The 21,928-nt window shown below is 61.1% G+C and carries 27 protein-coding genes; 16 read left to right on the top strand and 11 right to left on the bottom strand.

The window, feature by feature from the left end:
- Positions 1-2: 2 nt before the first annotated feature.
- The 6 genes from topA to ruvX all read right to left on the bottom strand — a co-directional run bounded on the left by topA (position 3) and on the right by ruvX (position 7,234).
- A complete protein-coding gene (topA, locus tag I2G20_RS04745) occupies positions 3-2,561 on the bottom strand; it encodes a type I DNA topoisomerase (protein ID WP_196258528.1) in 2,559 nt (852 codons plus the stop codon).
- A 141-nt stretch (positions 2,562-2,702) separates the two neighbouring features.
- Positions 2,703-3,815 carry a DNA-processing protein DprA gene (gene dprA, locus I2G20_RS04740; RefSeq protein ID WP_196258527.1) on the bottom strand — a complete coding sequence of 371 codons (1,113 nt, stop codon included), beginning with the start codon at positions 3,813-3,815 and terminating at the stop codon, positions 2,703-2,705.
- A gap of 8 nt (positions 3,816-3,823) precedes the next feature.
- Positions 3,824-4,423 carry a glycerol-3-phosphate 1-O-acyltransferase PlsY gene (gene plsY, locus I2G20_RS04735; RefSeq protein ID WP_196258526.1) on the bottom strand — a complete coding sequence of 200 codons (600 nt, stop codon included), beginning with the start codon at positions 4,421-4,423 and terminating at the stop codon, positions 3,824-3,826.
- Positions 4,420-5,718, bottom strand: a complete 1,299-nt coding sequence (pyrC, locus tag I2G20_RS04730) for a dihydroorotase (protein ID WP_196258525.1) — start codon at positions 5,716-5,718, stop codon at positions 4,420-4,422. Before pyrC ends, plsY begins: the two co-directional genes overlap by 4 nt.
- A complete protein-coding gene (locus I2G20_RS04725; RefSeq protein WP_207747538.1) occupies positions 5,711-6,697 on the bottom strand; it encodes an aspartate carbamoyltransferase catalytic subunit in 987 nt (328 codons plus the stop codon). The genes pyrC and I2G20_RS04725 overlap by 8 nt, the downstream gene beginning before the upstream one ends.
- 78 nt (positions 6,698-6,775) lie before the next feature.
- Positions 6,776-7,234 (bottom strand): Holliday junction resolvase RuvX, encoded by a 459-nt coding sequence (ruvX, locus tag I2G20_RS04720; RefSeq protein ID WP_196258524.1) that lies wholly within the window; start codon positions 7,232-7,234, stop codon positions 6,776-6,778.
- Between the two features lie 71 nt (positions 7,235-7,305).
- On the opposite strand from ruvX, the gene I2G20_RS04715 reads away from it, so the two are divergent.
- The 6 genes from I2G20_RS04715 (at position 7,306) to I2G20_RS04690 (ending at position 11,360) form a co-directional block, all read left to right on the top strand.
- Entirely contained in the window at positions 7,306-7,842 is a 537-nt protein-coding gene (locus I2G20_RS04715; protein WP_196258523.1) for a hypothetical protein, read from the top strand.
- Between the two features lie 118 nt (positions 7,843-7,960).
- A complete protein-coding gene (gatC, locus tag I2G20_RS04710; RefSeq protein WP_196258522.1) occupies positions 7,961-8,248 on the top strand; it encodes an Asp-tRNA(Asn)/Glu-tRNA(Gln) amidotransferase subunit GatC in 288 nt (95 codons plus the stop codon).
- Between the two features lie 3 nt (positions 8,249-8,251).
- Complete coding sequence (locus I2G20_RS04705) at positions 8,252-8,719, top strand: GNAT family N-acetyltransferase (RefSeq protein WP_196258521.1); 468 nt, start codon at positions 8,252-8,254, stop codon at positions 8,717-8,719.
- Positions 8,720-8,731: 12 nt separating this feature from the next.
- Positions 8,732-10,216, top strand: a complete 1,485-nt coding sequence (gene gatA / locus I2G20_RS04700; RefSeq protein ID WP_196258520.1) for an Asp-tRNA(Asn)/Glu-tRNA(Gln) amidotransferase subunit GatA — start codon at positions 8,732-8,734, stop codon at positions 10,214-10,216.
- Positions 10,210-10,971: a pentapeptide repeat-containing protein gene (locus tag I2G20_RS04695; RefSeq protein WP_196258519.1), complete on the top strand. Its 762-nt coding sequence runs from the start codon at positions 10,210-10,212 to the stop codon at positions 10,969-10,971. The genes gatA and I2G20_RS04695 overlap by 7 nt, the downstream gene beginning before the upstream one ends.
- 74 nt (positions 10,972-11,045) lie before the next feature.
- A complete protein-coding gene (locus I2G20_RS04690) occupies positions 11,046-11,360 on the top strand; it encodes a hypothetical protein (protein WP_246472839.1) in 315 nt (104 codons plus the stop codon).
- Positions 11,361-11,504: 144 nt separating this feature from the next.
- On the opposite strand, the gene I2G20_RS04685 is transcribed toward I2G20_RS04690, so the two are convergent.
- Both I2G20_RS04685 and I2G20_RS17460 read right to left on the bottom strand, forming a co-directional pair.
- A complete protein-coding gene (locus I2G20_RS04685) occupies positions 11,505-11,762 on the bottom strand; it encodes a YjhX family toxin (RefSeq protein ID WP_196258518.1) in 258 nt (85 codons plus the stop codon).
- A 188-nt stretch (positions 11,763-11,950) separates the two neighbouring features.
- Complete coding sequence (locus I2G20_RS17460; RefSeq protein ID WP_196258517.1) at positions 11,951-12,469, bottom strand: putative immunity protein; 519 nt, start codon at positions 12,467-12,469, stop codon at positions 11,951-11,953.
- Here I2G20_RS17460 and I2G20_RS04675 point away from each other — a divergent pair.
- From I2G20_RS04675 to I2G20_RS04640, 8 genes are all read left to right on the top strand, one after another.
- A complete protein-coding gene (locus I2G20_RS04675; protein ID WP_246472837.1) occupies positions 12,462-12,917 on the top strand; it encodes a chorismate mutase in 456 nt (151 codons plus the stop codon). The two genes, I2G20_RS17460 and I2G20_RS04675, sit on opposite strands and share 8 nt — an antisense overlap.
- 10 nt (positions 12,918-12,927) lie before the next feature.
- Complete coding sequence (locus I2G20_RS04670) at positions 12,928-13,443, top strand: GNAT family N-acetyltransferase (RefSeq protein WP_196258516.1); 516 nt, start codon at positions 12,928-12,930, stop codon at positions 13,441-13,443.
- A 207-nt stretch (positions 13,444-13,650) separates the two neighbouring features.
- On the top strand, positions 13,651-13,971 hold the full coding sequence (locus I2G20_RS04665; RefSeq protein ID WP_196258807.1) for an ArsR/SmtB family transcription factor: 321 nt from the start codon (positions 13,651-13,653) through the stop codon (positions 13,969-13,971).
- On the top strand, positions 13,968-14,396 hold the full coding sequence (locus I2G20_RS04660) for an SRPBCC family protein (RefSeq protein ID WP_196258515.1): 429 nt from the start codon (positions 13,968-13,970) through the stop codon (positions 14,394-14,396). The genes I2G20_RS04665 and I2G20_RS04660 overlap by 4 nt, the downstream gene beginning before the upstream one ends.
- A 24-nt stretch (positions 14,397-14,420) precedes the next feature.
- The gene (locus I2G20_RS04655) at positions 14,421-14,642 is read left to right on the top strand and encodes a hypothetical protein (protein WP_196258514.1); all 222 of its coding nucleotides are present in this window, start codon (positions 14,421-14,423) and stop codon (positions 14,640-14,642) included.
- 3 nt (positions 14,643-14,645) lie between these two features.
- Positions 14,646-15,053, top strand: coding sequence for a DUF1801 domain-containing protein (locus I2G20_RS04650; RefSeq protein WP_196258513.1), 408 nt, complete (start codon positions 14,646-14,648; stop codon positions 15,051-15,053).
- Positions 15,054-15,138: 85 nt separating this feature from the next.
- Complete coding sequence (gatB, locus tag I2G20_RS04645; protein WP_196258512.1) at positions 15,139-16,623, top strand: Asp-tRNA(Asn)/Glu-tRNA(Gln) amidotransferase subunit GatB; 1,485 nt, start codon at positions 15,139-15,141, stop codon at positions 16,621-16,623.
- The gene (locus I2G20_RS04640) at positions 16,623-17,003 is read left to right on the top strand and encodes a VOC family protein (protein WP_196258511.1); all 381 of its coding nucleotides are present in this window, start codon (positions 16,623-16,625) and stop codon (positions 17,001-17,003) included. The genes gatB and I2G20_RS04640 overlap by 1 nt, the downstream gene beginning before the upstream one ends.
- 285 nt (positions 17,004-17,288) lie before the next feature.
- On the opposite strand, the gene I2G20_RS04635 is transcribed toward I2G20_RS04640, so the two are convergent.
- From I2G20_RS04635 to purM, 3 genes are all read right to left on the bottom strand, one after another.
- The gene (locus tag I2G20_RS04635) at positions 17,289-18,182 is read right to left on the bottom strand and encodes a DMT family transporter (protein WP_196258510.1); all 894 of its coding nucleotides are present in this window, start codon (positions 18,180-18,182) and stop codon (positions 17,289-17,291) included.
- A gap of 110 nt (positions 18,183-18,292) precedes the next feature.
- Positions 18,293-18,874: a phosphoribosylglycinamide formyltransferase gene (purN, locus tag I2G20_RS04630; RefSeq protein WP_196258509.1), complete on the bottom strand. Its 582-nt coding sequence runs from the start codon at positions 18,872-18,874 to the stop codon at positions 18,293-18,295.
- Positions 18,871-19,947, bottom strand: a complete 1,077-nt coding sequence (purM, locus tag I2G20_RS04625; protein WP_196258508.1) for a phosphoribosylformylglycinamidine cyclo-ligase — start codon at positions 19,945-19,947, stop codon at positions 18,871-18,873. Before purM ends, purN begins: the two co-directional genes overlap by 4 nt.
- A gap of 132 nt (positions 19,948-20,079) precedes the next feature.
- On the opposite strand from purM, the gene I2G20_RS04620 reads away from it, so the two are divergent.
- Positions 20,080-21,207 carry an AI-2E family transporter gene (locus I2G20_RS04620; protein ID WP_196258507.1) on the top strand — a complete coding sequence of 376 codons (1,128 nt, stop codon included), beginning with the start codon at positions 20,080-20,082 and terminating at the stop codon, positions 21,205-21,207.
- Positions 21,182-21,925 (top strand): P-loop NTPase family protein, encoded by a 744-nt coding sequence (locus I2G20_RS04615; protein WP_196258506.1) that lies wholly within the window; start codon positions 21,182-21,184, stop codon positions 21,923-21,925. Before I2G20_RS04620 ends, I2G20_RS04615 begins: the two co-directional genes overlap by 26 nt.
- Positions 21,926-21,928: the final 3 nt, after the last annotated feature.

Genomic DNA, 21,928 nt, shown 5'->3' with positions numbered 1-21,928 from the left:
TTTTATCCTTGAGCCTCGGTCTTCTTTTTTGCGGCTGTCTTCTTTGTGCCGCTGGCTTTTTTCGCCGGTGCCTTCTTCTTGCCTCCCGAACCCCCTTTTGCCGCGATCAGTTCCAGCGCTTTTTCGAGCGTCACCGATTCGGGTGCCAGGTCGCGGGGGAGGGTAGCATTTGTCTTGCCCTGGTTGACGTATGGTCCGTAGCGGCCCGCGCGTACCGTGATCGGGCCATCGGCGTGCTCGAAGGTCTGGATTGCGGCTTGTAATGCACCGCGACCGCCACGCCCGCCGCCATTCTGCTTTTCAGCGATCAGCGTCACGGCGCGGTTGAGGCCGACCGTGAACACTTCCTCAACGTCAGGCAGATTGGCATATGTGCCGTCGTGCAGAACAAATGGGCCGTAGCGCCCGATGCCGGCACTGATCGGCTTGCCGGTTTCCGGGTGGATGCCCACTTCCCGCGGCAGGGTCAGGAGCTTGAGGGCCTTGTCGAGATCCATCGTACCGGCAGACCAGCCTTTAGGCAGGCTGGAGCGCTTGGCCTCCTTGTCGTCGCCGAGCTGGACATACGGCCCGAAGCGTCCAGACTTCAAAAAGACGTCCAGCCCGGTTTCGGGATCGGTGCCGAGAACGCCATCTCCGTTCTGAGATTCGTTGGACTGGCCCGTGGCGCTTTCGGAAAGCTGTTGCGTGTGGCGGCATTCAGGATAGTTCGAGCAGCCGATAAAGGCGCCGAACTTGCCGAGCTTCAAGGAAAGCTGGCCAGTACCGCAGGTGGGACACAGGCGCGGGTCGGCCCCGTTTTCGCGGGGCGGGAAGATGTGGTTGCCGAGAAGGTCGTTGAGCGCGTCGAGGACCTCCGAAACCCTGAGGTCCTTTATCTCCTCGGTGTGATGCGAAAAATCCTTCCAGAAGCGGCGCAGCACCTCCTTGTAGTCGATCTCGCCTGCCGAAATCTCGTCGAGTTCCTCTTCGAGTCCGGCCGTGAAGCCGTATTCGACGTATTTGGTGAAGAAGCTCTGGAGGAAGGCTGTTACCAACCGCCCTCGATCCTCGGGAAAAAGGGCGCGCTTATCGAGCCGGATGTAGTCGCGGTCCTTGAGGGTGCCGAGCGTCGCCGCATAGGTCGAAGGCCGGCCGATCCCCAGTTCTTCCATCTTCTTGATGAGGCTTGCTTCGGTATAGCGGGCAGGGGGCTGGGTGAAGTGCTGTTCGATATAGACCTTTTCGAGTGCGGGCGTGTCGCCTTCATTGAGTGCGGGCAGCTCGCGGCTGTCTTCGTCGTCCTCGTCGGTCTTTTCTACGCCATAGACGCCGAGGAACCCCGGGAATGTAACGACCGATCCGGTTGCGCGCAGCACGATGTTGCGGCCAGATGTGGCAACGGCGATATCGGCGGTGGTGCGTTCGATTTCGGCGGAACGCATCTGGCTGGCCAGCGCGCGGCGCCAGATGAGCTGATAGAGCTTGTCCTGGTCCGGATCGAGATTGCGCAGCGTGTCTGGATGCTTGCCGAGCTCGGTCGGGCGGATCGCCTCGTGGGCTTCCTGCGCGTTCTTTGCTTTGGTCTGGTAGAGGCGCGGCTTTTCCGGCACGTATTCGGGGCCGAACTCCTTGCCGATAACCCGGCGCGCCGCCTCGATGGCTTCAGGGGCCATCTGCACGGCATCGGTCCGCATATAGGTTATAAGTCCGTCCTCATATAAGCGCTGAGCAATTTGCATTGTCCGCGAGGGGGAGAGACCGAGCCGAGAGGAAGCGTCCTGCTGTAGCGTCGAGGTGGTGAACGGCGCATAGGGGTTGCGCTTGGTCGGTTTCTTCTCGACCGAGACGACCCGAAACGTCCCGGCTTCGATAGCCTTTTTCAGCGCCGCAGCATCCTCGCCGTTCTTGATGTCCAGCTTGTCGGTCTTGTCGCCATCGACCGAATAAAGCCGGGCCTGGAAGCTTTTTCCGGCTTGCGCCATCGTCGAGAGAACCGACCAGTATTCCTGGGGCTTGAATCTCTCGATTTCCTCCTCGCGCTCAGTCACAAGCCGGAGAGCCACCGATTGCACGCGGCCCGCCGAACGCGAGCCCGGCAGCTTGCGCCAGAGGATCGGGGAAAGGGTGAAGCCCACCAGATAATCGAGCGCCCGGCGTGCGAGATAGGCGTCGACAAGCGGCGCATCGATATCGCGCGGCTTCTTCATTGCCTCGGTCACGGCGTCCTTGGTGATCGCGTTGAACACCACGCGCTTGACCGGCATGTCCTTCTTGATGACCTTTTTTTCCTTGAGCACGTCGAGAATGTGCCAGGAGATCGCCTCGCCCTCACGATCAGGGTCGGTCGCGAGAATCAACTCGTCAGCGCCCTTTACTGCTTTTGCGATATCGGAGAGCCGCTTTTTCGAGGCCGTATCGACCTCCCAGCTCATCGCGAAATCTTCGTCGGGACGCACCGATCCGTCCTTGGAGGGCAGATCGCGCACATGGCCAAAGCTGGCCAGAACCTCGAAGTCCTTGCCCAGATATTTGTTGATGGTCTTGGCCTTGGCCGGGCTCTCGACGATGACGACTTTCATGCCTTATGCGGCTCCGCAACTAAAGTGATTTGCCCTGATTTCGGGAAATACCGGGTCAGGATCGCGACCCCAAGGCGAGCGCAACATGGTGAAAGCGTGGCCCCGTGTCAATTGCGGGTCATTTCTCGGTATGTATGGCGATCAGATGCGCAGTGCCACCAATTGCCCGCCCGAGCGTTCGATCCGGCCTGCGAGATCGAGTTCGAGAAGCAGGATCTGAACCGTTCCGGCTGGAAGTCCTGTCACCTCCACCAGTGTGTCTATCGAAACCGGTGCGGGGCTGAGTGCATCGAGCAATTGCGTGCGTTCATCGGACGTGGGATCGGGCACGGCACCGAGCGGCTGGTCCTGATCGTCCTCTTGGAAGAGGTCGGCCTGGGGCGGTCTGGACTGGGCGAGGTCGTTGATGATGTCTTCCGCCGAGGTTATGAGTATGGCGCCCTGCCGGATCAATGCGTTGCCGCCCTCTGCGCGCGGATCGAGTGGCGAGCCGGGGACGGCAAAGACCTCGCGGTTCTGCTCGAGCGCCAGCCGCGCGGTGATCAGCGACCCCGACCGTTTCGCTGCCTCGACGATAACGACGCCGAGCGAAATGCCCGCGACCAGCCGGTTGCGGCGCGGGAAGTCACGGGCGCGGGCCTCCCAGCCGAACGGCATCTCGCTCACCAGCGCGCCGCCCTGATCGACAATGGCTTCGGCGAGCGGGATGTTTTCCTGCGGGTAGAGCCGGTCGAGCCCACCCGCCAGGACCGCAATCGTTCCCGTACGGAGCGACGCGTCGTGCGCGGCAGCGTCGATCCCGCGGGCAAGGCCCGAGACGACGGCATAGCCGGCATTTCCAAGGTCGCTTGCCAGAAGTTGTGCCATGCGCCGTCCGGCGGCAGATGCGTTTCGGGCGCCGACAATTCCGATGGTCTTTTGCGCCGAAACGATGTGGCTACCTTTTACGGCGATCAGCGGGGGAGGGGCGTGTATATGCTCAAGGTGCGGCGGATAGTCGGGCTCGCCGAGAGCAACAAACCTGGCACCGATCCGCTCGGCTCGTGCGATTTCGTCCTCGGCTTCGGCTGCCGCAGGAATGGCGGATGGGGAAGTCCCATTTCGCCTTATAAGGCCGGGCAAGGCTTCGAGCGCAGTTCCTGCCGAGCCGAAACGGCTGATGAGCTGGAGGAAGGTTTGCGGGCCGACGTTGTCGGTCCGGATCAGGCGGAGCCAATCGACGCGCTGGGTAGGTGTGAGCCTTTCACGCGTCATCGCCGAACCTATCCCAGCTCGGCCTTCTTGGCGCCGATCTTTGTCTCAGTGCGGTCCCGAAGTCGCGCAATATTCTGCCGATGGGTGTAATAGAGCACCATCGTCAGCAAAAGACTCGTGATAGCCAGCGGCCAGCCAGCAAACAAAAAGGCGAGCACGGGCGCCGCTGCAGCGGCGGTCAGGGCCGAGAGCGAGGAATAGCGAGAGGTTACGGCCACCAGCAGCCAAATGGCGCAGAAGCCCAGTCCCACGGGCCAGCTGAGCGCGATCAGGATGCCGATATAGGTGGCAACGCCCTTGCCGCCCTTGAAGCGGAGCCAGACGGGAAAGACGTGGCCGAAAAACGCGGCGACGCCAGCCACCATCGCTGCTTCGGGGAACCACAACCATGCCGCGATCAGCACGGCCGCTACGCCCTTTCCAGCGTCACCGACAAGCGTCAGGGCCGCCAGGTCCTTGCGGCCGGTCCGCAATACATTGGTTGCGCCGATATTTCCCGAGCCGATAGCCCGCACGTCGCCCAGCCCGGCGAAGCGTGTCGCGACCAGCCCGAAGGGTATAGAGCCGAGCCCGTAACCCAATATAAGCGCAAGTGCATATTCGATCATCGCGCGTGGCCCTCCCTGAACGCGACCTTGCCCTTGGCGATCGTCGTCGTAACCTTGCCGGTCATGCGCGCGTTCTCGAATGTGGTGTTGCGCGAGCGGGAGCGGATCGTAGCTTCCTCCACGACCCAGGGATAGTCCATATCGAAAAGGCAGATATCGGCGGGCGCACCCTTGGCGATCCTGCCGCTTTCGAGCCCGAGGATTTCCGCAGGTCGCGCCGTCATGGCGCGCAAAACGGTCATAAGGTTTGCATCGCTGGAATGGACGAGCCGCAAGGCAGCGGCAAGGAGCGTTTCGAGCCCGATGGCTCCCGTTGCAGCGTCGGCGAAGGGTTGCCGCTTGCCTTCGGTGTCCTGCGGGTCGTGATCGGAATGGATGACATCAATGACACCATTCCTGAGCGCTTCGACCATTGCCTGCCTGTCGTCCTCGTGACGCAGGGGTGGGGAGAGCTTGAAGTAGGTGCGGTACGAGCCGATGTCGTTTTCGTTGAGGCACAAGTTGTTTATCGATGCGCCGACCGAGATGTTGGCGCTGCGCGCCTTGTAGAATGCCGCCAGTTCGGCAGCGCGTGCGGTGGAGATTTGCGCGGCGTGGTAGCGAGCGCCTGTGAGGAGGGCCAGCTGCAGGTCGCGGTCGAGCGGGATGGTTTCGGCCTCCAGCGGGATTCCCTTGAGGCCCCGGAACGTCGCGAACGGACCAGCATTCATTACGCCGTCGGAAACGAGGCTTGCCTCGGACGGCTGATGGACGATCAGGGCGTCGAAATTGGACGCATAGGTCATGGCGGCGCGCATGACGGCGGCGCTTTGGATCGACTTGCGCCCTTCGGCAAAGCACGCCGCACCCGCCTCGAGCAGAAGGCCGAATTCGGTCAGCTCTCTGCCTTCGGTGCCTTTGGTGATGGCGGCGGAGGGCAGGACCGTAATTGGGGTATTGGCCTCGGCGTTGCGGGCGATGAACTCAACAAGCGCGCCATCGTCGATGACAGGCTGGGTGTCCGGCATGACGAGGATAGTGGTGACGCCTCCCGCTGCCGCCGCCTCGCCAGCGCTTTTGATCGTCTCGCGGTATTCGTGGCCCGGCTCGCCCGTGAACACGCGCATGTCGATCAGCCCCGGCGCCGCAACCAGTCCCTTGGCGTCGATGATTTCGGACTGCTCCGGCGCGCCCGGCGCGTTGCCTTTGGCGATGTCGGCTATTACGCCCTTTTCGATCAGGATCGCGCCGCTGAAGTCTGCGTTGGATGCCGGATCGACGACGCGGGCGTTCTGGATAAGGATCGGCTTATTCATCGCGCGTCTCCCCGCCCAGCAGCGCATCGAGGACGGCCATGCGGACTGCGACACCCATTTCCACCTGTTCGGTGATGACCGATTGCGGGCCGTCTGCGATGGCGGGGTCGATTTCGACGCCGCGATTCATCGGGCCCGGATGCATGACCAACGCGTCCTTGTTGGCATGGGAAAGCTTTTCGGCGTCGAGTCCGTAGAAGCGGTAGAATTCTCGTACAGAGGGGATCAGCTTGCCGCTGGCGCGTTCGTTCTGGAGGCGCAGCATCATGACGACGTCGACGCCCTCGAGACCCTCGCGCATGTCGGTGAAGACTTCGCTTGCCATCTGCTCCACGCCGCGCGGCAGAAGCGATTTTGGTGCGATGACGCGCGTACGGGCCTGCATGGCGCCGAGCAGGATGAGATTTGAGCGCGCAACGCGCGAATTGGCGATGTCACCGCAGATGGCTACCGTCAGCCCGTTGAGCCTGCCGAAATGGCGGCGGATGGTGAGCGCATCGAGCAGGGCTTGGGTGGGGTGCTCATGGGCGCCGTCACCCGCATTGATAACCGCGCATTCGACCTTCTGGCTCAGAAGTTCCACGGCGCCCGACGAGCCGTGACGCACGACGATGGCGTCGGGCTGCATGGCGTTGAGCGTTGCTGCGGTATCGATCAGGGTTTCACCCTTGGCGAGCGATGAAGTCCTGACCGCCATGTTCATGACGGTCGCGCCAAGCCGCTTGCCCGCAATCTCGAAACTTGCCTGCGTGCGGGTGGAGTTCTCGAAAAAGAGGTTGATCTGGGTCTTGCCCAAGAGCGTGGGCAGAGCCTTGCGCTGGCGCGAAATCGGGATCATCGCCTCGGCGCGGTCGAGCAGATCGACGATCTCGACCGGGTCGAGCTGGGCAATGCCGAGAAGATGCCGATGACGGAAAGGAAGGAAGGAACCGGGGGTGCCGGTCCGGGTGTCGGAAGGTTCTGGCTGTCGTCCTGCCATTTGATGTCCCGCTTGCGACTGCCGGTCCCTATCCCATGGAGGCGGGTGCGGCAAGGGTGAGGTGCGAGATTTCCGCGATTATCCTCGCCGTAGCCGGTCCAGCGCGCCCTGAAGGATGTAGCTCGCCGCCAGCTTGTCGACCACTTCGGCCCGCCGGGCGCGGGAGAGGTCGGCTTCGATCATGGTGCGGGTGACCGCCATCGTGGAGAACCGCTCGTCCCAGAAGACCATTGGGACATCGATCTTCTGCCTGAGATTGCGTACAAAGGCGCGGACCGATTGGGCGCGGGGTCCTTCCGTGCCGTCCATATTGAGCGGCAGGCCGACGACGATGCCGGTAACGTTGTTGTCGGCAATGAGCTTGGCAAGCCTTTCAGCGTCCTGAGTGAACTTTATGCGCTTGATGGTCTCGACCGGCGAAGCGGTCATCCGCAGGGCGTCCGAGATCGCGACACCAATGGTCTTGGTGCCGAGGTCGAGGCCCATAAGCTTGCCTTTTTCGGCGAGGCCGCCGAGCGGGTGTTCACTTTCGGTCATCGGGGTTCCTTGCGGTGATGCCTTTGTCGGCTTATCAGCAGTTTCGGCTGTACTGGCAAGGTATGAACGAGATGAAGATCACATGGTTCGCCGCCACGACATTCCGCATCCATATCGCGGGCCGGATCGTGGTTGTCGATCCGGAAGGGGCGCCCGAAGGAATCGATCCTGTGGAACTGACGGCGGGCGCGCAGGCGGTTGTGTCGGCTACAAGCAGCGATCTTCCCGTCTTTGATCCCACAGCGTGGCGCCCCCATAGGCGGTTGCGGCTGATTGACGACGAGGATGGTGACGAACGCCTGGACCTTTTCAGGTTGGGCGCACTCGGCCTTTTCGCCGATTCGCGAGATGAGGGCGTGCTGGTGATCGCAGAGGGGAGTGTGGAGGCGAAATGGGGCCGCTGGGCAGACAATGCCGTGGTTGTCCTGAACGGGCCGGGCGCGGCATGCATCGAACAAGGCATGTCCCTTCTGGACGCCGCGCGGCCCAAGCTGGTTGCTCTGGCTGTGACCGACGGCGAGATCGAAGCGGCGTTCGAAGCCCTGGTGCCGCAGCTTGCCGATGCCAGTCTGATCGTCCTTGAACGGGGATTGGCCGTGGAGGCATGAGGCAATTCTATGAATGCCATAAAGGCCGCCAATGGCGGGATTTGGCGATTGCCTTTGGCTGGCTGCCATTGCTAAAAGGCCCGATAATCCAGTTCGCATCGCTAGCAGGAGACGTTTGATGTCGGTCGATGCCGATACCGTGAGACGCATCGGGCGCTTGGCCCGTATCAGGATCACCGAGGAAGAAGTTGCCGCCTATGAAGGCGAGCTCAACGCCATCCTTGGCTTTGTCGAGCAGCTTGGCGAGGTCGACGTTTCGGGCGTCGAGCCGATGACGTCGGTGACCCCGATGCAGCTTCGCCGTCGCGAGGACAAGGTGACGGATGGCGGGTACGCCGAGAAGATCGTCGCCAATGCGCCGATTTCGGAAGACAATTTCTTCATGGTTCCCAAGGTGGTGGAGTAAAAATTGGCCGTTACCGTCGCCGTCGAGACGCCGTTGCAGGATGATGTGCGCGCGCTGGTCGCTGCGCTCAATGCGCACCTGCTGCCGCTTTCACCCGAAGAGTTTCAGTTCAAGATGACGGTCGAGCAGATGGCAGGAGCCGATACAACCGTTTTCGTCGCCCGGGACGAGGCGGGCAGGGCTGTCGGCATGGGTGCGCTCAAAGTCATCGATGGAGAGTTGGGAGAGGTCAAGCGCATGTACACCCTGCCCGAAGTCAGGGGCCGGCGCGTGGGGGTACTCATTCTCGATGCCATCGAGGCACTGGCGCGCGACAAAGGCATCAAGACTTTGAAGCTTGAAACTGGCGACGCCGAAGGGTTCGAACCCGCCTGGCGGCTTTATCAGCGCCGCGGTTTCACCAAGTGCGGCCCTTTCCTCGATTATCCCGACAGCGAATACTCAGCCTTCTTCGAGAAGGCGTTGGTTTAAGGACGTTATCCAGTGACCGATCTTACTCGTTTGAGCCTCAAGTCCCTTCGCGACGGGCTCGCCAAGAAGGATTTCACCGCGCTCGAGGCGACGAACGCCTATCTTGCCTCTATCGAGGCGGCCAATGAGAAACTCAATGCCTATATTGCCGTCACCGCGGAGCAGGCGCGCGAGATGGCCAAGGCGTCGGATGCGAAGCTCGCCAAGGGCGAGAGCGGAGCGCTGGAAGGCGTGCCGCTGGGGATCAAGGATCTCTTTGCGACAAAGGGCATCCACACGCAGGCGGCCAGCCATATTCTCGACGGGTTCAAGCCCGAGTACGAATCGACGGTCACCAGCAATCTCTGGCGAGATGGCGCGGTGATGCTGGGCAAGCTCAACATGGACGAGTTCGCAATGGGCTCATCCAACGAGTCCTCGTATTACGGTCCGGTTATGAACCCTTGGCGTGCCGAGAGTGGGAACAAGGATCTGGTGCCAGGCGGTTCGTCGGGTGGCTCGGCCGCTGCGGTGGCCGCGTGGCTGTGCGCCGGGGCGACTGCGACCGATACCGGCGGCTCGATCCGCCAGCCTGCGGCCTTCACCGGCACGGTCGGGATCAAGCCGACCTATGGGCGTTGCTCGCGCTGGGGGATCGTGGCGTTCGCATCTTCGCTGGATCAGGCGGGACCGATTGCACGTACGGTCGAGGACAGTGCGATTCTCCTGCAATCGATGTCCGGGTTCGACGCCAAGGATTCCACTTCTGCCGATATCGCCGTGCCCGATTTCGCGGCGGCGGTGGAGCGGGGTGTCAAGGGGCTGACCATCGGCGTTCCCAAGGAATACCGGATGGACGGGATGCCGGAGGAGATCGAAAAGCTCTGGCAGGAGGGCCTCGAATGGCTCAAGGCAGAGGGGGCGACGGTCAAGGATATTTCCCTGCCGCACACCAAATATGCTCTGCCGGCTTACTATATCGTCGCCCCCGCCGAGGCGTCCTCGAACCTCGCGCGCTATGACGGGGTCAAATACGGGCTGCGCGTGACCGGCAAGGACATTACGGACCTTTACGAGCTGACCCGCGCCGCCGGGTTCGGCCGCGAGGTCAAGCGCCGGGTAATGATCGGGACCTATGTGCTCTCTGCGGGCTATTACGACGCCTATTATGTGCGGGCACAGAAGGTCAGGACGCTGATCAAGAAGGATTTCGAGGATGCCTTCAATGCCGGGGTCGATGCGATCCTGACGCCCGCGACGCCATCGGCGGCCTTCGGGATTGCCGACCAGGAGATGAATGCCGATCCGGTCAAGATGTACCTCAACGATATCTTCACGGTCACCGTCAACATGGCCGGGCTGCCGGGCATCGCGGTGCCGGCGGGCAAGGATTCCGCGGGGCTGCCGCTCGGGTTGCAGCTTATCGGAAAGCCGTTCGACGAGGAAACGCTGTTCGCCGCGGGTCGGGTGATCGAAAAGAGCGCAAATCTCGATCTTGCGCCGGCCAAGTGGTGGTGATCGGGCAGGGGCAGTTCGAAGCTCTGCTGGTTGCGGGCAAGCCCGTTGAACATGCCGACCTTTCTGCAATCGACTGGTCGGACCTCGCCGAAGGCGGGCTTGTTGCGCGTCTTTGCGTCCTTGCCGATGCTCTGATGGGCGATGCTGAACTGGCGGGCGCGCGATTCGAGGATTGCACGTTCTCGCGCTGCCGATTTGCCGGCACCAATCTTACCGATGCCGTTTTCCTGCGCTGCGCGTTCTTTGACAGCGAAACACGGACAGGCTGCAGCTTTTCAAGGGCCGATCTCAATGGCGCCAGTTTCGAGAACTGCAATCTCGCCACCTGCAGCTTTGAGTTCGCCGAACTTTTCGATGTGACGATTAGGAATTGCAAGGCCGCAGGTGCTGATTTCGGCAATGCCCGGTTCGGCAAGCCCATTGGCGGCAAGGCCGGCGTTTCGCGGGCAACCTTTATCGGTAGCATGCTCGATTTGGCCAATTTCGAGAAGGCCGGACTCGCCGATTGCATACTGACCGAATGCAGCCTCCGCCAGACCGATTTTACCCAGGCCGTGCTCTCAAGCGCGGATTTGCGCGGGTCCGATCTGAGCGAGGCCAACCTTGACGGTGTGATCCTCGACAACGCCGATCTGCGCGAGGCTATTCTATTCGGAATCGACGTGACGCGGCTCACCAGCTTCGAGGGCATCAAGGTATCCTCCGATCAGCTTTCCGACATCGTCCGCGCAATCGGGATCAAGGTTTTCCCCTGACCCTTCGCAGTATTGCTTCGCCGCTGCATTGGCGCTAACTGGACTTCATCTCAGCTTTTCCGGTGACTTTTCATATGTCCGATATCTTCACCACGCTCGACTGGTCTGCACCGCCCAAGGACATGAGCATGCCCTTGCAGGCGCTATGGTGGATCAGGAAGGGCGAGTTCCGCATGGGGCCCGAGTGGGAGGAGGCCCACCGGATCGTGCAGCAGATGGAGGGCGTGCAAGCGTTCGATTGGGTGCATGCACTGCTGCACTGGATCGAGGCCGACATGGGCAATGCCGACTACTGGTACCGCCGCGCGGGCAAGCGCCGGACAGCACCTTCAGTCTCGCTGGAATGGGAACATATGGCGCTGGCGCTGTCCGAAACGACGCGCCAGTGAAATATAATCAGACGAATTGAACGAATTTCGTTCAATTCGTACAGCTAAAATTTTGATATCCGGCAATTATCCCCGCCTCTTCCAACAGACCGACCGTTCAGTTTCGGTCTGTTTTGAGAGGCGGGGATTTATATTGTCGGCGGTTTAGCGGTTATCGACCTGGCTGCGGACCAGTTCGACCCCGCGCCGCGTGATGCGGTACGGGCCGCCGTTCTGCGAGGCGATTGTTTTGCGGCGGCGAAGCTTTTTGAACAGCGCCATGTCGCACTGGGTCAAGAGCCAGCCATCGCGATTATAGCATTCGATATCGAGGATTTTGCCGCGTTCGTCCTTGATCGGATGGATATATCCACCCTGCGCGAGTGCATGCAGCACCCGCTGTTCTTCTCTTGAGATGTCCATTGATGAAATGTCTGTCTGCTGATGGCGGCTCGCCGCCGGTCAAACAAATCCATGCTGCCCGCAACCGCAGGGCAGCCGGAAGGTTCGATCTATCAGCCTCATCCCCTCGGGATGAGGCCTCAGCAGAGCTCAGACAGAGTAAACATCATCCAGTAATACGCCGCTGGAACGCGCGAGGGCAAGCCCCGTCAGACGGCAAAGACGCCCCAACAGATATCGTTGCGCCGTATCTGGTCGTCCAGCACAAGTTCACGGATTTCCGGGTGTAGCTGTTCGCGTTGCCAAAGGCATTCGCTGCCTGCGGCGGCATCGCCTTCGGCTTCGGGCACGGCTGCGCGGGCGGCCCGGATCGCGTAGGCGGCTGCGCCAAGTTCGTGTGCGGCGACGTGAGCGACCGCGACGGCCTGTCCGGCGGCGAGCGCTGCGAACTTCGGGGCCCCTGTCAGGTCGCGCCCCGCAGCGTTGGCGACAAAGGCCGTCTTGTGGGCCTCCTTCATTGTGACCTCGCCGCGCGTCCATGCGCGCCCGACCTCGATAGCGTGACGGGGCCGGGAGTCGCCGGGCTTCGCTCTTTCAAACAGATGGAGGACGTGCTCGGCGCATTGTGCAGCCCAAAGGGCAAGCAATCTGTGATGCTCGTCCGTCAGTGTACCGCCCCGACGAATGGTAATGAATCGCGGATCGCGCTTTGAAGGGAGAATGACCATTCGTGGTGACCTTCTAGATTGGCCCAGGGTTACCTATGCCAAGACGGGTAATGGTTCAATCCTGGTCCTGTGCCGGGTTGAAAAAGAGGGGAAGGCGGGGCACACCTTGTTCGACCGTGAATTGAGGATGCCCATGACTGCCATCAATCCCCCCGCCGCCTGTGAGACCAAGGACGATGTTCGTGCCGAAATCGACCGGATCGACAAGGCGCTGATCGAGCTTTTCGCAGAGCGGCATAGCTATGTGACGCGGATGGCGGAGATCAAGACGGACCCGCATGAGGCGAACGATCCCGTGCGAATCGAGGCGGTCATTGCCAGGGTGCGGGACCGTGCTGCGGGGCTCAATCTCGACGAGGACCAGGCCGAGTTGATCTGGCGCACACTTATTGGCTGGAATATAAATTACGAAAAGGGCATCATCATCGCCAGGACCCGCAAGGGCTAGGACCCGTGCCATGCTCGAAAACCTGACGCTGCGCAGAGCCTCCATCGCCGAAGCCGACAAGCTTGGGCGGCTGGCTTTTGCGGCCTGGGATTCGAGCATGCGGCAGATTTTACGGCCTGAGGCCGATGCGACGCTCGAGAGCGAGCGCGAAGCACTTCTGCTCAGTTTCCAGCTTTTCTGCATAAATGCCTCGCCGGCGATCACTGTGGCGGAAAAGAACGGGACGCTCATGGGATGGTCGGTGTGCGAACCGATGAGCGCCTATATCTCGGATCTCTGGGTCGCACCGCAGTTCCAGCGCAAGGGCGTGGGCCAGTTGTTGCTGGGCCGAATCGAGCAGGACATTTTCCGGGCTGGATACGATGTGAGCGTGCTCGAAACCCACGCGGAGAACGGCGGGGCGATCCGGTTCTACATCCGCGAAGGATATACGGTCGTATGGCGCGGGGTGAAGTTCTCCCGGATGCTCGGTCAGCGTATCGAAAAGGTGCGCATGGAAAAACGGCTCGTGGTCGAGGCTCGGTAGGCGGGCAGCGCCTTTCTCATCCTCTGGCGATTTCCCCAGTTTGCTAAGTTTGCTTTCCCGGCCTTGTGCCGGGTCGGTACGGCTTTGCTCAAGACACATGGTTCGTTCGAGAATCCTTTCGTCTGAGAAAAACGACGAGGGGTTGACAAACCTATAGCTCGCTGGTTATGAGTCAAAATCATAGCCAGAGAGTTATCAATCGTGACGATGCAATCCGCCGACGCCCTGTTTGCCGCACTTGCCGACCCGACCCGGCGGGGCATTTTTGAACGGTTGTGCCTGGAGGGATCGCAGACCGTAGGGGCGATTACCGCAAGGGCGGGAATTTCGCAGCCGGCCGTGTCCAAGCACCTGCGTGTGCTCAAGGAAGCTGGGCTCGTTTTCGATCGCCCGGAAGGACGGCAAACCCATTACAGCGCGCGGTACCGCGCGCTCGCTCCCCTTGTCGACTGGACGCACCAGATGACCGAATTCTGGTCAGGCCGGTTCGACGACCTCGAAGATTTGCTAAAAAGGATGGACCAATGACCGATACTGCACCCGAAATCCGCACCGTCGTCGTCGAACGCGAGATGCCGTATCCGCCGGAAAAGATCTGGCGGGCGCTGACCCAGCCGCACCTGATCTCGGAATGGCTGATGAAGACCGATTTTGCCCTCGGACCGGGCGAAAAATTCCGACTCCAAGGGGATTGGGGTGGGGTGGATTGCGAATTTCTCGCCATCGAACCGCATTCGAGGCTCTCCTATCGATGGGACCATTCTCACGAGGAGGCAGCGTTTGATCTCAGAAGCGTGGTGACCTTCACGCTCAGCGAGACGGATCGGGGTACGCTGATCCGCATGGAGCAACAAGGCTTCCGGTCGGATCAGAAGCAGGCTTTGGGCGGTGCCAAATACGGCTGGGAGCAGCATCTCGAAAATCTCGAGAAGGCCGTGGCCAAGCTCGATTGAGTTTCAAGCAAGGGAGTAATTCCAATGAATTGGAACGTGATTTTCCGCCAGACGCATCGCTGGGTGTCTTTTGTGTTTCTGATTACCGTCGGCTTTGCGACCTATGCCGCGATATCGGGGCAGGACCAGACCAGCATGCTCTTTTACCTGCCGCTGCCGCCCCTTTTCTTGCTGATGGCAACGGGCCTTTATCTGTTCATACGCCCCTATGTGGCGCGTTGGCTCGGCCGGACGTCCGGGGCCTAGATCATGCCAGACAAGCCGGTGTTATTGTCAGGCGGAAACCCTCAGATTCCCAAGGGTTACGGGCAGGAGCCCATCGATGCCTATATCGCGGCCATGCCGGGCTGGAAAAGCGCAGTGGGCCGCAGGATCGACGACATCATTTCCGAAGTCGTGCCGGGGGTGTTGAAGGCGGTGAAGTGGAACTCGCCTCTGTATGGCATGGAAAGGGACCACTATTTCCTCAGCCTTCATTGCTTCGACAAATACATAAAGATTGCCTTCCACCGTGGGGCGTCGCTCGACCCGGTGCCGCCGGTTGCCTCCAAGCAGAAGGATGTGCGGTATCTTCACCTGTTTGAGGACGCGTTCGACGAGGCGCAATTTGCCGATTGGGTAAGGCAGGCGAGTGCCTTGCCAGGCGAGAAGATGTAGCTCGACCGGGACGTATTTGGGCTAGCCTCGCTCGCCCATTTGGGCTATCGAAACGTCGAAATCCCCAGCCATTTCCGAGCTATTCATGAGCATTGTCGATACGCGCACTCCGAACCCGAAATATTTCATTTCCGGCGCGACCGGAGATTGGGAAATGGTCATCGGGATGGAAGTCCATGCGCAGGTGACGTCCGAATCCAAGCTGTTTTCCGGTTCGTCCACGGAGTTCGGCAACCCGCCCAACGCCAATGTGAGTTTCGTCGATGCGGCGATGCCCGGGATGCTGCCGGTCATCAACGAAGAATGCGTGCGCCAGGCGGTGCGGACGGGGCTGGGGCTCAAGGCTAAGATCAACAAGCGTTCGGTGTTCGATCGCAAGAATTATTTCTATCCCGATCTCCCGCAAGGCTACCAGATTTCCCAGTTCAAGGACCCGATCGTGGGCGAGGGCAAGGTTCTGCTCGATCTGGGCGAGGATGGAGAAGTGGAAATCGGCATCGAGCGGCTGCATCTCGAGCAGGATGCGGGCAAGTCGATCCACGATCAGCACCCGAACATGAGCTTTGTCGACCTCAACCGCTCGGGCGTAGCGTTGATGGAGATCGTGTCCAAGCCGGACCTGCGGTCATCGGACGAGGCCAGGGCCTATCTTTCCAAGCTGCGGACAATCCTCCGCTATCTCGGCACGTGTGACGGGAACATGGAGCAGGGCTCGATGCGCGCCGACATCAACGTTTCGGTGCGGCGACCCGGCGGTGAATTCGGTACGCGCTGCGAGATCAAGAACGTCAATTCGGTTCGCTTCGCGGGCCAGGCCATCGAATACGAGGCACGTCGGCAGATCGACATTCTGGAAGATGGCGGCACCATCGACCAGGAAACGCGGCTGTTCGACCCCAAGACCGGGACGACCCGCGCCATGCGAAGCAAGGAAGAGGCGCACGACTACCGATACTTCCCCGATCCCGATCTCCTGCCGCTCGAATTCGACGATGCGTTCGTCGAGGCGCTGGCCAAGAACCTGCCTGAGTTGCCGGACGAAAAGAGCGCGCGCTTCATCGAGAGCTACGGGATTTCGCATTACGACGCGAGCGTACTGGTTTCGAGCCGTCGGTTTGCCGATTTCTACGAGGCGGTTGCCAAGGGCCGCGACGGCAAGCTTGCTGCCAACTGGGTCATCAACGAGCTATTCGGGCGCCTGAACAAGGAGGGCCTCGACATCGACGACAGCCCGATGTCGGCGGATCAGCTGGGGGCTATTATCGACCTGATCGGCTCGGGCGAGATTTCCGGCAAGATCGCCAAGGATCTCTTTGAGATCGTCTGGTCCGAGGGCGGGGATCCGGCGGAAATCGTCGAGGCGCGCGGGATGAAGCAGGTCTCCGACACCGGGGCGATCGAAAAGATCGTGGACGAGATCATCGCGGGGAACCCCGGTCAGGTCGAAGCCGTTAAGACCAAGCCCGGCTTGTTGGGCTGGTTCGTCGGTCAGGTCATGAAACAGACCGGCGGCAAGGCCAACCCACAGGCGGTCAACGAAATCCTCAAGGCGAAACTCGGACTGGACTGATGGCACAGCAAACGAACCGGATCATCTTCAATATCCTCGCAAAGGACATTGAGGAGACGGCCCAGTTCTATGCGACGTTGTGCGGGCTCGAGCGCATCTACACCAGCGACTGGTATATCGTTCTGACGCCGGGTGGCGACCGGGCCTATGAACTCGGCATCATCGATGAGGTGAGCCAGTACGTGCCCGGCGCGGCACGGGGCCTGTTCGCCGGCGGATACCTGATGCTCGTGGTGGAAGACGTGCACGCGGCCTACGAGAAGGCGCGGGAAATGGGCGTCGACATCGTCAGCCCGCCCACGGCAATGGATTACGGGCAGACCCAGATGGTGCTGCGCGACCCCAACGGGGTGGTGGTGGATATCTCGACGCCGTCCTGACCGGGAACACGCAGCGTTCCGAACCGTTGGCTTCCCAAAGGAGAAGCCAGATGACCGATCCGCAGCCGACTACGCCACAACCCGACATTCCGAACCCCGATCCGATTTCGCCGATTCCGGAACCTGGACGGGATCCGATGCCCCCGATCCCCGATTCGCCCGTTCCCATTCCAGCCGATCCCCAGCCTCAAAGGCCCGATCCCGAGATCCTGCCAGATCCCGCGAAGCCGGATTCCCGACCGGACCTAAACCCTTAGAACTACAGGTCTGTGAAGGGGGTAGGTGTTACGCCGGCTTGCGGTGTCCCAGCCAGCGGGGCAAGCGACCGTCAATGAGCAGGAGCCCGGCGAAGATTGCAGCCATGCCGAGGATGTGGATGGGCTGAACGGTTTCTCCAAGGAACATCAAGCCAAGTATGATGGTGGACACCGGCGCGACGAAGGTGGTGGCCGAGAAGTTGGTGGCGCCGACCCGAGGCAGGATGCGGTACATGATCTGGAAGGTGAGCGTCGTCGCGATCAACCCGAGGCCAAGCGCTGCGCCCAGCGTTTCCAGCCGGGTGATAATCGGCGCGCCTTCGGCGAGAAATGCCACAGGTATCGAAGCCATGGCCGCGCCTGTCAGTGCAATGGCTGCGAAGGCCGTTGGCTCGATGTGCCTGAAACTGCGGGTGATGTTGAGTGAGGTCGCATAGCAAAGCGTCGCCAGAAGACACGCACCGATCGCCCACAACTGGGAGTTCCCACCTGCCGCCAGAGCAGGAGACGAAAGTATGGCAACCCCCAGGAAGCCGGCAAGCACGCCGAGGCTTTTGGTGCGCGTGGCGCGTTCCCCGCCGGCCCAGAAATGGGAGACGATGACCGTCATGATGGGCGTCAGGGCGTTGACGATGGCTGCGACGCCGCTGGCCACGTGGGCCTGGGCAAGCGGAAAGAGCGAGAAGGGAATCGCATAGGAAAGTACGCCAAGCAGGCCCAGTTGCAACCAGAGCTTTGGATCGCGTGGGACGGGCTTGCGCAAGACCGCCATCACCGCCCAGCAACCGAGCGCCGCGATGCCAACGCGTAGCCCCGACACCCAGAGCGGGCCGAGTTCGCGGATCAAAACCGCGTTGAAAACGAAGGAGCTTCCCCAGATTGCTCCCAACAGAACAATCCAGAACCAATCGCGGGTCGCCATGATATCAGCCTTATCCAATCAGAGCGCGAGGCTACGCGGCAGGGAGAACAAAGTCGAAACATTAATGGCGATGAGGGTCATCAATTTGCGTGATGTATGCGACCCGGTTTTTACGCTTCACCCAGGGCAACCATCCGGAGAGCTTCGGGGTAGAGCTTGTGTTCCTCGACCAGTACACGAGCCGCGAGTGTTTCGGGCGTGTCACCGGGGAGCACGGGGACGCGGGCCTGCAGTATGGCGGGGCCTTCATCAAGGCCGGGGGTAACGAAGTGGACGGTGCAGCCGTGCTCGGCAACGTTCCCCGCGAGCGCGCGGGCATGAGTATCGAGGCCGGGGAAATCGGGGAGAAGCGAGGGGTGGATGTTGAGAAGCCGCCCCTGCCAATGCGCGGTGAATTCGGGGGTAAGGATGCGCATGAACCCGGCAAGGCACACGATATCGGCGCGCCAGCCTTCCAGGATTTCTGTCAGCCTGTTCTCGAAATCGAGGCGGGAGGGAAAACTGGATTGCGCAAGCGTTGCGGTTTCAATGCCTTCGGCGCGGGCGGTTTCGAGGCCAGGGGCGGCCGCTCGGTTGGAAAACACGCCAACGATCTCTGCCGGGTAGTCGGGAGCCTTGGCGGCCTCAATCAGCGCCGTCATGTTCGAGCCGCGGCCCGAGATGAGGATGGCGACACGCTTCTTAGCGTTCATAGGGTGAGGGTGCCCGAGAACGTGACGGCCTCGCCAGTGCGTTCGGTCAGCGTCCCGACAATGGTGCCGGTTTCACCGTGTTCTTCGAGAAGGGCAATAAGGCGTTGGGCATCTTCGCTGGCGACCGCGACGAGCATTCCGACGCCGCAATTGAAGGTGCGAAGCATTTCGCGCTCTGCAATACCGCTCTGTTTAGCCAACCACCCGAAAACCCTGGGCGGGGTGATCGCGTCGAGATCGACGCTGGCGGCAAGGTGTTTTGGCAGAACGCGCGGGATGTTTTCCTGAAAGCCACCACCGGTGATGTGAGCAAGGGCCTTGATGCCGATGCCGGATTTGAGCGCGGCCAGGATTGGTTTGACGTAAATTTTGGTCGGCACCAGCAGGGCTTCGCCGAGGCTGGTTTCGGGGGCGAAAGGTGCGGGTGCGGACCAATCGAGGCCCGACATCGAAACGATCTTGCGCACCAGCGAGTAACCATTGGAATGGATGCCCGAGGACGCGATGGCAACGAGAGTGTCGCCCGCTGCGATATCGGGGCGGGGCAGGAGGGCGCTGCGTTCGGCCGCGCCCACTGCAAAACCGGCGAGGTCGTAATCGTCGCCATGATACATGCCGGGCATTTCGGCCGTCTCGCCCCCGAGCAGCGCGCACCCGGCTTGACGGCAGCCTTCGGCAATACCTTCGACGATTGCAGTGCCCTGGGCCACATCGAGCGCGCCGGTCGCGAAATAATCGAGGAAGAACAGCGGCTCCGCACCCTGCACGACAATATCGTTGACACACATGGCAACCAGATCGATGCCGACGGTGTTATGCACTCCAGCGTCTATGGCAATTCGCAGCTTCGTGCCGACACCGTCATTGGCGGCGACCAGTATCGGATCGGTAAAGCCGGCGGCCTTGAGATCGAACAGACCTCCGAAACCGCCGATTTCGCCATCGGCACCGGAACGGCGGGTAGACTTGACGGCGGGCTTAATGGCCTCCACCAAGGCGTTGCCGGCGTCGATATCGACCCCCGCCTGCTTGTAGGAGAGGCCGTTCGATGGCAGTTTCGACCCAGAGGACATTGACCGGTTTATCCACTTGGCTGCCCACAAGCGCTGAACGGGCAGCAGATTGACATTGATTGCCCCGCCGATGGGCTATAATTCGATTGGCTGATAGCGGCTCACGGCGCTTCGCGCAAGGCAGGGACATTCATGTCGCTCAAGTATCAGATTATCGCGTGGGTCTCGCTGCTGCTGGTCATCGGCCTGTTTCTTTGGATCTTTCGCGGCATCCTGCTCCCCTTCGTCCTCGGGATAGGACTTGCGTACCTCCTCAATCCACCCGTCACGTGGCTAGCCGAGCGGAATATCCACCGGGGACTGGCCACGCTGGCCGTGATGGCAATGTTCCTGCTCCTCGTCATCGTCGCCATATTGCTCGTCGTGCCCGTGCTCGTGCAGCAGGGAATTGGTCTGGCGCGAAACCTGCCGGGCTATTTCGAGCAATTGCAGGGTTTCGTGGAGACCCAGATTCCGCGGCTCGAACAGTGGCTGGGGCCGCAGCGCATGGAAGAGCTCCAGCGCGGGCTCGACCAGATGTTCTCCGATGTAATCGGGGTGGTCACCAACTTGACAGGGCAGGTGATGCAGTCAGGTGTCAACCTGATCGGCACCTTGAGCGTGGTGATCGTGACGCCGGTCGTCGCCGTTTACATGCTCATCGACTGGCAGCGCATGGTTGCGGGCGTCAATGGGCTTCTGCCGCCCAAATACAAGGGCGAAATCCGGAGCGTGCTCGACGAAATGGACGTCGCGCTTGGGGGGTTTCTGCGCGGGCAGGGTGCGGTTCTGCTTATCCTCGCGGTCTATTACGGCGTAGCGCTATCGCTGGCGGGTCTGCATTTCGGGCTGGCCATCGGGATCATCACCGGGCTTTTCAGCTTTATTCCCTATCTCGGGTCATTCCTCGGGTTCCTTCTTTCCATCGGCGTTGGGCTGGTCCAGTTCTGGCCGGATCCGCTGATGATATCGTTGATCGCCGCGATCTACATGTTCGGTCAGCTGTTCGAGAGTTATTTCCTTTATCCCAAGCTCGTGGGGTCCTCGATCCGCCTGCACCCGGTGTGGATGATGTTTGCCATCTTCGCATTTGCCGTGCTGTTCGGCCTCGTCGGGGTGCTCATGGCGGTGCCCCTGGCGGCGATCAGCGGGGTGTTGATGCGCTGGGCTGTAGCGAAGTATCGGCTTAGCCCGCTCTACCGGTCCGATCCGGTAATCGTAACTTCGGCGCTCGCCGCGCCCCCTAAGGAAGACGATGCAGGCACCGGCGAAAAGAGTTGAGACGAGCGAGGACGATCCTGCCGAGATGGTGGCAGCCGAGGGTCAGCTCGTGCTCGACCTGGGCCATATCGAGGCCCAGAGCGCAGACGACTTCATGGTCTGCGAAGGCAACAGGCTTGCCTTCGAACACGTGATGGCCTTCCCGGCCTGGACGTCGCCCATGACCTTGATCGAAGGGTCTGCCAAATCGGGCAAATCGCATGTCGCGCGAATCTGGGCTGGCCGAGCCGGGGCGATTGCCGCATTGCCGGATGAGCTGGATGGCCTAGCGGCTGAGGGTGGGAGGAGGCCGGTGCTGATCGAGGACGTCGACAGAGCTGGCTATGACGAGCAGGGGCTGTTTCATCTGCTTAACCAGTCAATGCGCGACGAACGGCCGGTCCTGATGACGGCGCGTACGCCCGTGGCGACCTGGCCCTACGCGACCAACGACGTCAAATCGCGGGCACGACTGGCGGCGCACTTTCCCATCGCGGCCCCCGATGACATCTTGTTGTCGCAGATGTTCGTAAAACTGTTTGCCGACCGGCAGTTGTCGGTGGACCCGAAAGTGATTTCCTACCTGGTGGCGCGCATGGAACGCTCATCTGAAGAGGTCGTTGCCCTCGTATCCATCGCCGACAGGCTGGCGCTGTCGCGCGGGAGGGCCATCACGCGGGCCATTGCTGCCGAGGCGCTTGCATTGCGTGCCGGCCGACACACCGATGAAGGCGAATAGAGC

Source organism: Pelagibacterium limicola, from assembly GCF_015694405.1.
In the GTDB taxonomy this organism is placed as follows: domain Bacteria; phylum Pseudomonadota; class Alphaproteobacteria; order Rhizobiales; family Devosiaceae; genus Pelagibacterium; species Pelagibacterium limicola.
The sequence above is the reverse complement of the archived record's forward strand: the minus strand, read 5'-3'. Positions and strand labels throughout refer to the sequence as shown.